We start from the raw sequence: 12,235 nt of genomic DNA, 5'->3' as shown, positions 1-12,235 counted from the left end.
AACAAACTGAATTAATGCAGGAAGGGTTGATCTTTAGGACAAAGGGGCGAAGAGTTTCGCCCCGATGAGATGCGGTTAAGCCAACGTTTCGCCATTGCTGGCGATCACGCGGCGATACCAGTCGAAGCTCTGTTTCTTCGAGCGGGCAAAGCTGCCGCTGCCGTCGTCGTGCTTATCCACGTAGATAAAACCGTAGCGCTTACTGTATTGCCCGGTGGTGAAGGACACACAGTCGATGCAGCCCCAGGGAGTAAAGCCCATCAGCTCAACGCCGTCGTCTATCACCGCTTTTTTCATCTGCTCGATATGCGAGCGGAGATAGGCGATGCGGTAATCGTCGTGGATCTGGCCATCGGCCTCGGGCTTATCCAGCGCACCGAAGCCGTTCTCGACGATAAACAGCGGCTTCTGGTAGCGTTCATAGAGGATGTTGAGCGTATAGCGCAGCCCCACCGGATCGATCTGCCAGCCCCAGTCGGACGCTTTCACATAAGGGTTCGGCACGCTGCCTTCAAAACCGGCCAGCGCCGTGCCCGTGCCGATGGAGTCCGCCTGCACCGCGTTACTCATGTAGTAGCTCAGGCCGATATAGTCCGCACAGCCTTCACGCAGGATCTGCTCATCTTCCGGCTGCATCTGGATGTGGTAACCCTTGCGCTCCCATTCGTGCAGAATGTAGGACGGGTAATAGCCGCGCATATGCACATCGCCAAACAGGAAGCGTTCACGCATCGCCTCTTGCGCATACATCACATCGTCCGGATTACAGGAGAACGGATACAGCGGTACCATGGCGATCATGCAGCCAATCTGCAATGCCGGGTTGATGGCATGCCCCAGTTTGACCACCTGTGCGCTGGCGACAAACTGATGGTGCAGCACCTGGTACATGCACTCTTCCGGGTTCGGTTCCTGGGTGAAAATCACCCCTGAACAGCAGTAGCCGAACAGCGGGGTCTTCCAGTTGCGCTGGTTGTTGATCTCGTTGAAAGTCATCCAGTACTTCACTTTGTGCTGGTAACGGGAGATGACCACTTCGCTAAAGCGCACAAAGAAATCGACCACCTTGCGATTCTTCCAGCCGCCATACTCTTTCACCAGATGCCATGGCATCTCGAAATGGGAAAGGGTGATCACCGGCTCAATGCCGTATTTCAGCAACTCGTCAAACAGGTTGTCGTAGAACTGTAATCCTTCCTCGTTCGGCTCCAGCTCATCCCCTTGCGGGAAGATGCGCGACCAGGCAATAGAGGTGCGGAAGCACTTGAAGCCCATTTCGGCAAACAGCGCGATATCGCCTTTATAACGGTGATAGAAGTCCACCGCGTCGTGGTTGGCGTAGAGGTAACCAGGTTCAATGCCGTCGGTGATCACGCGATCGACGCCGTGGGCACCGCTGGACAGTACATCGACGATGCTTGGGCCTTTACCGCCCTGATCCCAGCCGCCTTCAACCTGGTGCGCCGCTACCGCGCCGCCCCACAGGAAATCATCCGGTAACTGTTTTTTCATAACGTTGGTTCTCTTGGTAGATGAATTTAGGCCATTTCAGGCTTGTTGAGCGGTGCCGTTGGCGCAGGCTGTTCCTCTTTGAAGCCGACGATATAGGTTAGTACGGCACCCAGCACAAACGCCACGCAGATGGACAGCAGGAAGCCAAGGAACTGCGGCATATGGCCTTCTTTAAAGAACACCGGCAGCACGGCAATCCCCGGCAGGCAATAACTCCATGACACCGCGTTGAAGGCTCCGGCAATGGAACCACCGACCGCGCCGGCGACACAGCCGCAAATCATTGGGCGTTTCAGACGCAACGCTACGCCGTAGATGGCGGGTTCCGTGATGCCAAACAGCGCGGTCATGCCTGCAGACAGCGAAACGCGCTTCATCTCCGGGTCTTTGGATTTCAAATAGACGCCCAGCACGGCACCCGCCATGGCAAACACCGGCGAGGCCTGCAGGCCGGTAAAGGTGTCATAGCCCAGCGTGGCATAGTTTCCCACGGTGACCGGCGTGATCCCCCAGTGTACGCCCAGCGTTACCAACGGCATCCACAGTGCGCCGACTACCGCTCCGGCAATGGAAGGGCTGAGGTGATACAGCGTGTTATAGACGCCGCCGATGGCCCCGCCAATCATGTTACCGATCGGGCCAAAGGCCAGCAGCGTCAGCGGCACCATGATCGCGATACAGAACATCGGCGTGAACAGGTTGCGGATCACCAGCGGCAGGATGCGTTCAAAGAAACGCTGTACATAAGACATGATCCAGACCATCAGGATGATCGGGATCACCGAGGCGGTGTAGCTGAGATACTGCACCGGCATGCCCAGGAAGGTGAGGGGACCGGCGTTAATCGGGATACCGGCCACCTCGGCCAGCACCCTGGCAATCTGTGGGTTATTGACGGCTTCCTGCATCAAGGCCTGCATGGCCGGATCGGCAGAGTTCACCAACAGAATTTTATTGGCAGTGAGCATGTTCATATAGTCTGGAGAGACCAGCGCACAGGCCGCGATCACCGCGGTGAACGGATTGACGTTGAATTTTTTCGCGGCGGTGAAGGCTACCATCACTGGCAGGAAGGTGAAGCCGGTCCAGGAAACGAAGTTCAGAATACGATAGGTGCCACTGGCCGGATCCATCCAGCCTAAGGCAGCAAACAGCGAGATGAGCCCCTGCAATACCCCGCAGGCTGCCAGCGGATACAGGAAGGGGGCGAAGATGCTGGAGATAATGTCCATCAGGCGGCTGACGATGCCGACGTTCGGCGCGCTGACCGCCACGTTCTCATCCATATTGACCAGCTTGAGCACTTCCCGATAGGCATCGCCGACGTGGTTGCCGATCACCACCTGCAATTGACCACTGGATTCGATAACGGTAATAACGCCTTTGACGCGTTTCAGCGTGTCTTTATCGGCCTGGCTACTGTCTTTTAAAATAAATCGCAAACGTGTGGCACAATGTGTGACATTAATCACATTATTATCGCCGCCAATCAGGCGTACGATCTCTTTTGCCGAGTCAGCATAATTAATTGCCATCAACGTAACTCCATCTGTGGTGTACAGAAATATCGGACTTTATTGTCGCTCTAAGGTGATTTCTAAAGGGATAGTAGCAAACAGCAAGGGAATGTCACGATATAACAAAATGGCGAAATAGTGATTTGTCACATGCAAAAAACAGGGTGTTATTTAGCGTGATTTAGCTAATAAAATTAATGGCCGAGACTTTTTGCCAGCTTTTTGCCTATCGCTTCCAATATATACATTACAGGTACTTGAGTAGTGATATCATATTCGCTGGCAATGCGGATTTGCGGCATGTGGTAAGAGAGATTAAAGTCCGCCATGCGCGCCAGTGAAGAGGTTTCGCTATTGGTAATGCTGACGATTTTACAGTTATGCAGGCTAAATTGGCTGGCCAGTTTAAGAATTTCCGGCGTTTCTCCAGAAACCGATAAAATAATGGCCACCGCATTTTTATACATATCGCTGCTGATGGGATAATAAGGGTCATCGATATAATTACTGAATTTACCAACGTTAGAGAAAAAGCGAGCGCCGTACTTACCTAACGTGCCGGATGTTCCTGCTCCGACAAAGATGATCCGTTCCGCGTTGGCAATGTGTGCTGCCGCATCCGTAATTAACTGCTCAAACTCTTCATTGTTAATACTTTTGAAGAAGCTGACAATTTCACTGACACCGGAGGTTAGCAGCAGCTTGTCTTCCTGTTCCAGATAGAGTTTAAAGCGAATGCGGAATTCCGAATAGCCGCTGAAATTCATTTTCTTACAAAAGCGTAATACCGTGGTGGTGGAGACCTTGGCACCGTCCGCCAGTTCGCGAATGGTCATATACATAACCTTGTCCTTATTTTTGATGACGTAGTTGTACACCATCAATTCAAGACCGTTGAGCTTGGATAAGGCGATATGGGTAAACATGCTGGATCTCGTTGACAAGGTTGGCTGCCAAAGTACCAGAAGCGGGCAGGGATGACAAAGCCCGCCCGCGGCTTCTTCAGGGATGGCGCAGTTCCGCGGTGGCCCAGTTCATGATCAGCGTATGGGCCTGGGTCTCCTGATTGAACTGGCGTTGTACTTCACTGAACCCAAGCTTGCGGTAAAAGGCGCAGGCCCGCAGATTCTGCTCGTATACCTCCAGGCTTAGCCAGCCGTGCTGTTGCTGTACTTGCTCCATCAGCGCGGCTCCGACGCCTTGGCCGTGGAAGCGCTCATCGACAAACAGCGCGCCCACAAAGCGTTCATCCAGCACGCTGATAAAACCGGCGATCTGCTGGTGGTGCAGATAAACCCAGGTTTTGGCACGCGGCAGATAGCTTTCACGCACCAACTGGGCAGTTTGCTGCCAATAATCGGCCGCGATAAACGGATGGGCCTGGGTGGTGCTTGCCAGCCACAGCGTCATCAGCGGCTCGATATCGGCCGGAACGGCGGTACGGATCATGCCTGGCGCTGCTTTGGGTGGCAGAAGCACCCCGTAAGATGATCGTTCACCAGGCCGCTGGCCTGCATAAAGGCATAGCAGGTGGTTGAGCCGATAAACTTAAAGCCGCGCTTTTTCAGCGCCTTGGACAGGGCATCGGACTGTTCGGTTTTGGCGGGGACTTCGCCAAGCGCCTGCCAGTGATTGAGCAGCGGCTTGCCGGTGACGAACTGCCAGATAAAGGTGACAAAATCTTCTCCGGCGGCCTCCATCGCCAGATAGGCTTTGGCATTATTGATAATGGCCTCGATCTTGCCGCGATGGCGGATAATGCCGCTGTCTTGCATCAGCGTTGCCACGTCTTGTTCGGTCATGGCTGCAATGCGCTGCGGATCGAAATTGTGGAAGGCACGGCGGTAGTTTTCACGCTTTTTCAGCACGGTGATCCAGGAAAGACCCGCCTGCTGGCCTTCCAGGCACAGCATTTCGAACAGCTCGCGTGCGTCGGTGGTGGGTACGCCCCATTCCTGGTCATGATACTCAAGATATAGCGGATCGGCGGTAACCCAACCGCAACGTTCGTTGGCCATACGAGGATTCCTTATGCTGTAATTATTTACAGGTAATCATCGCCGTAAGCCGCCCGCTTGGCAACCCTTTGCACGATTTATCGTCAGTTAACTTGACGTTATGTGAATCCCCGCAATATTTACTACACGGCTATGGTGATAACTGCCAACGATAAGAACAGGATTTCCTCTATCTATGACTAGGAGTCTATTTATGCCTCTGAAAAGACAGGGCAAGCACACCCCAACTGTGCTTGCCGTGGCGTTAGCTTTTTGCCTCAGTGCTACGGCACAGGCTTACGATCAACTTTACGTGTTTGGTGACAGCCTGAGTGATACCGGCAATAACGGCCGCTTCACTTATGACAGTAACCAACATCAGCTATATGACGAAATACTGGGCCAGCGTATCGGTGCTGCGCTGGTGGCGTCCGATAACGGTGGCTACAACTATGCTGCCGGTGGTGGTGTTGCCGTACCGGCGCTAAACCCGGCGGACAACACCGAGGATCAGCTACAAAGCTACCTTGCGCGGGTTAACGGCAGGGCCGACGGCGACGGTTTGTATATTCATTGGATTGGCGGCAACGATCTGGCCGCTGCGGCGATGAATGTGGCAACCGCACCGGAGGTGGCCTTCACTAGCGCCTTGGCTGCGGCGACGCAGGTGCACGCTTTACTGAACGCCGGTGCCGGGACGGTAATAGTGCCAACGGTACCGAATATCGGCTCAACCCCGCAACTGATGGAACTGATTATTCAGCAGGCGCTGGGGCCAGTGCAGGGTGCGGCCATACTGGCGGCGTATGGCAAGCTTAATACTCTCGCCACGCCGGATAACGCTTCGCGCCAGCAGGCGATCCATCAGGCTTTAGGTGCCGCTGCACAGCAGGCCAGCAGCAATCCTCTGGTGCAGCAGGCCATTGCTGCCCAATTGAGCGCGGCTTTTGACAGTTTCAGCGCCCAGGCGGCCCAGCTTACCGATTTTTATAACCAGAGCGAAGATCGCCTGCTGGCTCAGGGCGGCGGTAATATCGTGCGCGTTGATGTCAACAAACTGTTCAGCGAGGCGATCGCCAACCCGGGCCAGTTTGGTTTTACCAACACTGCCGGTATGGCCTGCCCAGCGGGAGTTTCTTCGGCGGTATGCAGTTCGTCCATGCCAGGTTTTAACAGCGAGCAGGCTTATCTGTTTGCCGACCATTTCCACCCCAGCCCGCAGGCTCATCAACTGATCGCCGATTATATTCAGGCGGTATTGGATGGCCCGGCGCAGGCGGTGGCTCTCAACCAGGCAACCGCCGCTTTCGCGCGTGATAGCCGTGCTACCTTGGACAGCCGTCTTCAGCAGTTACGCACCAGCAGCAATCCGCAGGGGTCGTTGGGCGTGTTCGGCGGCTATGCCGGGCAACGTTACGATTATTCTGCCAATACAGTTGCCGGGGATGGCGACGCCACCACGCATAACCTAACGCTGGGCGTGGATTACCAACTGACGGATGAGTGGCTGATAGGTGCGCTAATCTCGGGTTCCAACGACAATCAGCAACCTTCCAGCCGTTACGATTATAAGGCGCGCGGTGTGCTGCTGTCGGCCTTCAGCTCCCTGACGCTATTTGAGCAAGGATGGGTTAATGCCGATTTGCACTATGCCAGCGTGAATTACGACGACATTAACCGCAGTATGCAGTTGGGTTCGCTAACCCGAACAGAAACCGGCGATACCGATGGTAAGCAGTGGGGCGCACGCGTTACGGCGGGGTATGACTTCCCGATCGCTTCGTACCTCACCACCGGGCCGATGGCCCAGTTTGCCTGGGATTACAGCAACGTCTCCGGTTATAGCGAGAATGGCGACGACAGTACGGCCATGCGTTTCAACGATCAGACCTATCATTCGCAGATCGGCGCTGTAGGATGGCGATTGGATAGCCAGCTCGGGATAGTTAATCCGTATGCGGAGGTGAGCTATCAGCACCAGTTTGGTGATGGCGTTTACCGGGCAGGCGGTGGATTGAAATCGACCCAGACCTCATTCACCCGCGACAGCGCCAGCCAGGATAAAAACTGGATGGATATCACCTTGGGGGCGAATATGCCGTTGAGCGATCGGGTGGCGGCGTTTGCGACGGTTTCGCAAACCAGCGGCTTGAGCAGTGGTGAGCAATTTATGTACAACGTGGGGGTCAGTGCGCGTTTTTGAAGAATGGCTTTAAACTTAATTGCCCGGTGCCAGACGGTTTGGTGCTGGGAAGAATAGGAGGGAGCTGTGCTTACCATTATTACGGGACAGTGCCTGATATCAGGGGCTGTCAGCCCTGTTAGCCATCGCCTTGCCCAAGCACTTCACCGAAAAAGTACAGTGTCTGACTGTACTTTAGTATAACTATCATTTGTTCCTAAAAGACTTTATCGTTACGCCATAAGAACAAAAGATTTAAATAAAAAAAACTGATCCCGTTTAAAGGATCAGGAGCCAATTCGGCCAACACCAGGGAAATTTTGTTGTCATTATTATAAATAACAGGTTGTCTGTCAATTGTTCTCTCGCTCGCTAATCAACGAGTGGGAGGCTTTTGCGTGCCTTAAATATATAAAAAACGTATCAATTTCAGCCCCTATCATTAGTTTTTTAGCTTTAACCCGGTGTCGATAATCAGAAAGTCAGTTATTATCAGATATGACGTAGTGTTTTTTGCTGAATGTTAACATTTTTGGCAAAAAAACACCCAATTTAAAACACTTCAGCAACTAAACGTTTATCACGCAAACTGTCGCAAACTCGTTATTAACGCAGCGAAAAAATCAGGTTTTGATGTCTTGGGGTGAGTGTGGTTAAAAAAGAACAGTGATTTCATTAAATATATCAAGCATTAAAATCTTCACGGTGTTATTGCTTAAAAGCTCACGGAATTTTTTTACTTACTATTAGTTTTCTGTTTTTTTTATGATAAAATATTACTTCTATGCTGTGCTCTGAAATTTGTAACGGGAATTTCAATAAGGAGACTTTGCGTGCCGAGTTTATTCTTTAATAATGAATTTATTAACTCAGTCATAAAGAGCTATTTGGAAGTGAACTTACAAGAGTATAACAGCATAAAGTACGCTTATGCGATCATGAGCAAAATAAATCCTGCCGACTTCGCCATTATTTCCAACAAAACAGAATGGTTTGAGTTTTATACCGCAAATAACTACCAGTTCATCGATCCGGTATTGATTGCCACATCCCGCAGAGTGACCCCTTTCTTCTGGGATGAAAGTATTACGATCAGCTCCGGGGCAAAATACCCCAATATTTTTGATATGGCCAAGAACTATAATGTCATCAATGGCTATACGTTTGTGTTGCACGATCACAACAATAATCTGGTGGTGCTGTCTCTTATTATGGATGATTCCTGTGACGAAAATATAGAAGAGATTCTCAAAGAGAACCAACATAAACTGCAAATGCTGTTGATCACCGTGCATGATAAATTAATCGCACTTTATCACGAACTGAATAACACCAGCGATTATGACCAAATCAACCAAAAAGAGCTGCTCTCCAAGCGCGAGAATGAGGTGATTTACTGGGCAAGCATGGGAAAATCCTATCAGGAAATTGCGCTGATTTTGGGGATCAAGCTCACCACAGTAAAATATCATATCGGCAACGTGGTCAAAAAATTAGGCGTTACCAATGCCAAACATGCCATCAGGCTTGGCGTTGAACTGAAGCTCATCAGGCCGGTGTTTTCCGATCGGGAATGAGAGTGATCAAGAGCTCAACGTTGCCTTCCGGCTTGAACGTGTCGATGATCATTGTCGGGTGGTGTTGCGGTATTACACACCGTTGCTTAAGCCAACCCTAAATTGGGGCCTATCGCCTGGCTCAACCCCGTTCAGGCAACAGCTATCAACCCGATCCCTTCCTAACTGGCCGCGAAGCGCGCTTTTTTCACGAAGATTGACACTTGCTGCGGGATTCTGGCTGTATATCTTACGGTCAACGGGTATACTGACCCATTCTGTTAAATCCACTTGTATCGCGTGCGAAATCAACATGCAAAAGTTTGATACCAAGACCTTTCAGGGTCTGATCCTGACACTACAGGACTATTGGGCGCGCCAGGGCTGCACCATCGTGCAACCGCTGGACATGGAAGTTGGCGCGGGGACATCCCACCCGATGACCTGCCTGCGTGCACTGGGCCCGGAGCCAATGGCCACCGCCTATGTGCAACCTTCACGCCGCCCAACCGACGGCCGTTACGGGGAAAACCCGAACCGCCTGCAGCATTACTACCAATTCCAGGTGGTGATTAAGCCATCGCCAGAAAACATTCAGGAACTCTACCTGGGTTCCTTGAAGGAACTGGGTCTGGATCCGACCATCCACGATATCCGCTTTGTGGAAGACAACTGGGAAAACCCGACGCTCGGCGCCTGGGGTCTGGGTTGGGAAGTGTGGTTAAACGGCATGGAAGTCACGCAGTTTACCTATTTCCAGCAGGTTGGCGGTATGGAGTGCAAACCGGTCACCGGTGAGATCACCTACGGTCTGGAACGCCTGGCGATGTACATCCAGGGCGTGGACAGCGTCTACGATTTGGTGTGGAGCAACGGCCCGTTGGGCGTTACCACCTACGGCGACGTGTTCCATCAGAACGAAGTGGAGCAGTCCACCTATAACTTCGAATACGCCGATGTCGATTTCCTGTTCTCCTGCTTCGAGCAGTATGAGAAGGAAGCGCAAACGCTGCTGGCATTGGAGAAACCGCTGCCGCTGCCGGCTTATGAACGTATCCTCAAGGCTGCTCATACCTTCAACCTGTTGGATGCACGCAAGGCGATCTCGGTTACCGAGCGTCAGCGCTATATTCTGCGTATTCGCACGCTGACCAAAGCCGTTGCCGAGGCCTACTACGCTTCCCGCGAAGCGCTGGGCTTCCCAATGTGTAACAAGAAGTAGAGGCAGCTATGACACAACAGACTTTCCTGGTGGAAATCGGCACGGAAGAGCTGCCGCCGAAGGCTCTTCGCTCACTGGCAGAAGCCTTTGCTGCCAACTTTACCGCTGAACTGGACAACGCTGGCCTGGAACATGGCGAAGTAAAGTGGTTTGCCGCTCCGCGCCGCCTGGCGTTGAAAGTGACGGATTTGAGTGCTGCGCAGGCCGATCGTGAAGTTGAAAAACGTGGTCCAGCCATTGCTCAGGCGTTCGATGCCGAAGGCAAACCGAGCAAAGCGGCCGAAGGTTGGGCGCGTGGCTGTGGTATTACCGTCGATCAGGCCGAGCGCCTGGTGACCGATAAAGGCGAATGGCTGCTGTATCGCGCCCATGTGCCAGGCCAATCTGCCCAGCAACTGCTGGCCGGTATGGTGAGCACCGCGCTGTCCAAGCTGCCAATCCCGAAACTGATGCGCTGGGGCGATAAAGAAACCCAGTTCGTCCGCCCTGTGCATACCGTGACCATGCTGCTGGGGGCAGAACTGATCCCTGGCACCGTGCTGGGTATCGACTCAGCACGCACTATTCGCGGCCACCGCTTTATGGGTGAAGCCGAATTCACCATCGATAACGCCGATCAATACCCGCAGATCCTGTTGGAGCGCGGCAAAGTGGTGGCGGATTATCAAACTCGTAAAGCGTTGATCAAGCGCGATGCCGAGTTGGCTGCACAACAGATTGGCGGTAAAGCCGATCTGAGCGAGAGCCTGCTGGAAGAGGTTACCTCGTTGGTCGAATGGCCAGTGGTGCTGACCGCCAAGTTCGAAGAGAAATTCCTGGCGGTGCCTGCGGAAGCGCTGGTGTACACCATGAAGGGCGATCAGAAGTATTTCCCGGTGTATGACGCCGCGGGCAAACTGCTGCCAAACTTTATCTTCGTCGCCAATATCGAGTCGAAAGATCCGCAGCAAATCATTTCCGGTAACGAGAAGGTGGTGCGCCCGCGTCTGGCAGATGCTGAATTCTTCTTCAATACCGACCGCAAGCAACGTCTGGAAGACAACCTGCCGCGTCTGGAAACCGTGCTGTTCCAACAGCAACTGGGCACCCTGCGCGCCAAGACCGACCGTATTCAGGCCATGGCGGGCTGGATCGCCGGCCAGATCGGGGCTGACGTCAACCACGCTACGCGTGCGGGGCTACTGTCTAAGTGCGATCTGATGACCAACATGGTGTTCGAATTCACCGACACCCAAGGCGTCATGGGCATGCACTATGCGCGCCACGACGGTGAAGCCGAAGACGTGGCAGTGGCGTTGAACGAACAGTACCAGCCACGCTTTGCCGGTGATGAACTGCCGCAATCGTTGGTGGCCTGCTCGTTGGCGATTGCCGACAAGATGGACACCCTGGCCGGGATCTTCGGCATCGGGCAACATCCAAAAGGTGATAAAGACCCGTTCGCACTGCGCCGTGCTGCGCTGGGCGTGCTGCGTATTATCGTTGAGAAAAACCTGCCGCTGGATCTGCAAACCCTGACCGAAGAAGCTGTCCGCCTGTATGGTGACAAGCTGACCAACGCCAAGGTGGTGGACGAGGTTGTCGACTTTATGCTGGGCCGTTTCCGCGCCTGGTATCAGGAAGAAGGCCATGCGGTGGATACCATCCAGGCCGTATTGGCACGTCGTCCAACCAAGCCAGCCGACTTCGATGCGCGGGTAAAAGCGGTGACGCATTTCCGTACGTTGGAAGCAGCAGCGGCATTGGCGGCGGCCAACAAGCGCGTTTCCAATATCTTGGCCAAATCCAACGATACGCTGCTGGACCAGGTCCACGCTTCGGTATTGAAAGAACCGGCCGAGCTGAAGTTGGCAACCCACTTGGTGGTGCTGCGCGATAAGCTGCAACCGTTCTTCGCCGAAGGCCGCTACCAGGAAGCGCTGGTAGAACTGGCCGCACTGCGTGAAACCGTGGATGCGTTCTTCGACAGCGTGATGGTGATGGCAGAAGATGAAGCGGTGCGCGTGAACCGCCTGACGTTGCTGAGCAAGCTGCGTGAGCTGTTCCTGCAGGTCGCGGATATCTCCGTGCTGCAGTAATGGTGTAAAGCCCAAGAAAAAGCGCCTGCGGGCGCTTTTTCATCTCTGATGGCGGCAGCGAAACGATAGGTTATTCTGAGTACCTCGCATAATCACATTTCGTATCGCTGGCAGTTGATCTATTCTTTAGACGCACGGAGGGCGGCAGACGGCATGGAATCTGATAAAAGA

At 53.2% G+C, this 12,235-nt stretch carries 9 protein-coding genes; 4 read left to right on the top strand and 5 right to left on the bottom strand.

Annotated elements, in window-relative coordinates:
- Window positions 1–75 precede the first annotated feature (75 nt).
- The 5 genes from N6G83_RS46820 to N6G83_RS46800 form a co-directional block, all read right to left on the bottom strand.
- The gene (locus N6G83_RS46820; protein WP_024527338.1) at window positions 76–1,512 is read right to left on the bottom strand and encodes a 6-phospho-beta-glucosidase; all 1,437 of its coding nucleotides are present in this window, start codon (window positions 1,510–1,512) and stop codon (window positions 76–78) included.
- 26 nt (window positions 1,513–1,538) lie between these two features.
- Window positions 1,539–3,047 (bottom strand): PTS transporter subunit EIIC, encoded by a 1,509-nt coding sequence (locus tag N6G83_RS46815; protein ID WP_211136412.1) that lies wholly within the window; start codon window positions 3,045–3,047, stop codon window positions 1,539–1,541.
- Window positions 3,048–3,223: 176 nt separating this feature from the next.
- Window positions 3,224–3,955: a MurR/RpiR family transcriptional regulator gene (locus tag N6G83_RS46810; RefSeq protein WP_199063479.1), complete on the bottom strand. Its 732-nt coding sequence runs from the start codon at window positions 3,953–3,955 to the stop codon at window positions 3,224–3,226.
- A gap of 76 nt (window positions 3,956–4,031) precedes the next feature.
- Window positions 4,032–4,478, bottom strand: coding sequence for an N-acetyltransferase (locus tag N6G83_RS46805; protein WP_024527336.1), 447 nt, complete (start codon window positions 4,476–4,478; stop codon window positions 4,032–4,034).
- On the bottom strand, window positions 4,475–5,047 hold the full coding sequence (locus N6G83_RS46800; protein WP_065683433.1) for a DNA-3-methyladenine glycosylase I: 573 nt from the start codon (window positions 5,045–5,047) through the stop codon (window positions 4,475–4,477). The genes N6G83_RS46805 and N6G83_RS46800 overlap by 4 nt, the downstream gene beginning before the upstream one ends.
- A 193-nt stretch (window positions 5,048–5,240) precedes the next feature.
- Here N6G83_RS46800 and N6G83_RS46795 point away from each other — a divergent pair, with 193 nt between their 5' ends.
- The 4 genes from N6G83_RS46795 (at window position 5,241) to glyS (ending at window position 12,064) form a co-directional block, all read left to right on the top strand.
- Window positions 5,241–7,229, top strand: a complete 1,989-nt coding sequence (locus tag N6G83_RS46795) for an autotransporter outer membrane beta-barrel domain-containing protein (RefSeq protein ID WP_211136413.1) — start codon at window positions 5,241–5,243, stop codon at window positions 7,227–7,229.
- Between the two features lie 812 nt (window positions 7,230–8,041).
- Window positions 8,042–8,785, top strand: a complete 744-nt coding sequence (locus N6G83_RS46790; RefSeq protein ID WP_065683435.1) for a helix-turn-helix transcriptional regulator — start codon at window positions 8,042–8,044, stop codon at window positions 8,783–8,785.
- 292 nt (window positions 8,786–9,077) lie between these two features.
- Window positions 9,078–9,986 carry a glycine--tRNA ligase subunit alpha gene (gene glyQ / locus N6G83_RS46785; protein ID WP_024483285.1) on the top strand — a complete coding sequence of 303 codons (909 nt, stop codon included), beginning with the start codon at window positions 9,078–9,080 and terminating at the stop codon, window positions 9,984–9,986.
- A gap of 8 nt (window positions 9,987–9,994) precedes the next feature.
- Window positions 9,995–12,064, top strand: coding sequence for a glycine--tRNA ligase subunit beta (gene glyS / locus N6G83_RS46780; RefSeq protein ID WP_074030858.1), 2,070 nt, complete (start codon window positions 9,995–9,997; stop codon window positions 12,062–12,064).
- Window positions 12,065–12,235 lie beyond the last annotated feature (171 nt).

This window comes from Serratia sp. PL7 (genome assembly GCF_945957435.1).
This window is presented reverse-complemented; position numbering and strand designations above follow the sequence as displayed.

What these genes read in the sequence shown, in the direction of transcription:
- N6G83_RS46820 (WP_024527338.1), bottom strand. Translation starts at nt 1,512, where the DNA reads ATGAAAAAACAGTTACCGGATGATTTCCTGTGGGGCGGCGCGGTAGCG.
- N6G83_RS46805 (WP_024527336.1), bottom strand. Translation starts at nt 4,478, where the DNA reads ATGATCCGTACCGCCGTTCCGGCCGATATCGAGCCGCTGATGACGCTG.
- N6G83_RS46810 (WP_199063479.1), bottom strand. Translation starts at nt 3,955, where the DNA reads ATGTTTACCCATATCGCCTTATCCAAGCTCAACGGTCTTGAATTGATG.
- glyQ (WP_024483285.1), top strand. Translation starts at nt 9,078, where the DNA reads ATGCAAAAGTTTGATACCAAGACCTTTCAGGGTCTGATCCTGACACTA.
- N6G83_RS46795 (WP_211136413.1), top strand. Translation starts at nt 5,241, where the DNA reads ATGCCTCTGAAAAGACAGGGCAAGCACACCCCAACTGTGCTTGCCGTG.
- N6G83_RS46815 (WP_211136412.1), bottom strand. Translation starts at nt 3,047, where the DNA reads ATGGCAATTAATTATGCTGACTCGGCAAAAGAGATCGTACGCCTGATT.
- glyS (WP_074030858.1), top strand. Translation starts at nt 9,995, where the DNA reads ATGACACAACAGACTTTCCTGGTGGAAATCGGCACGGAAGAGCTGCCG.
- N6G83_RS46800 (WP_065683433.1), bottom strand. Translation starts at nt 5,047, where the DNA reads ATGGCCAACGAACGTTGCGGTTGGGTTACCGCCGATCCGCTATATCTT.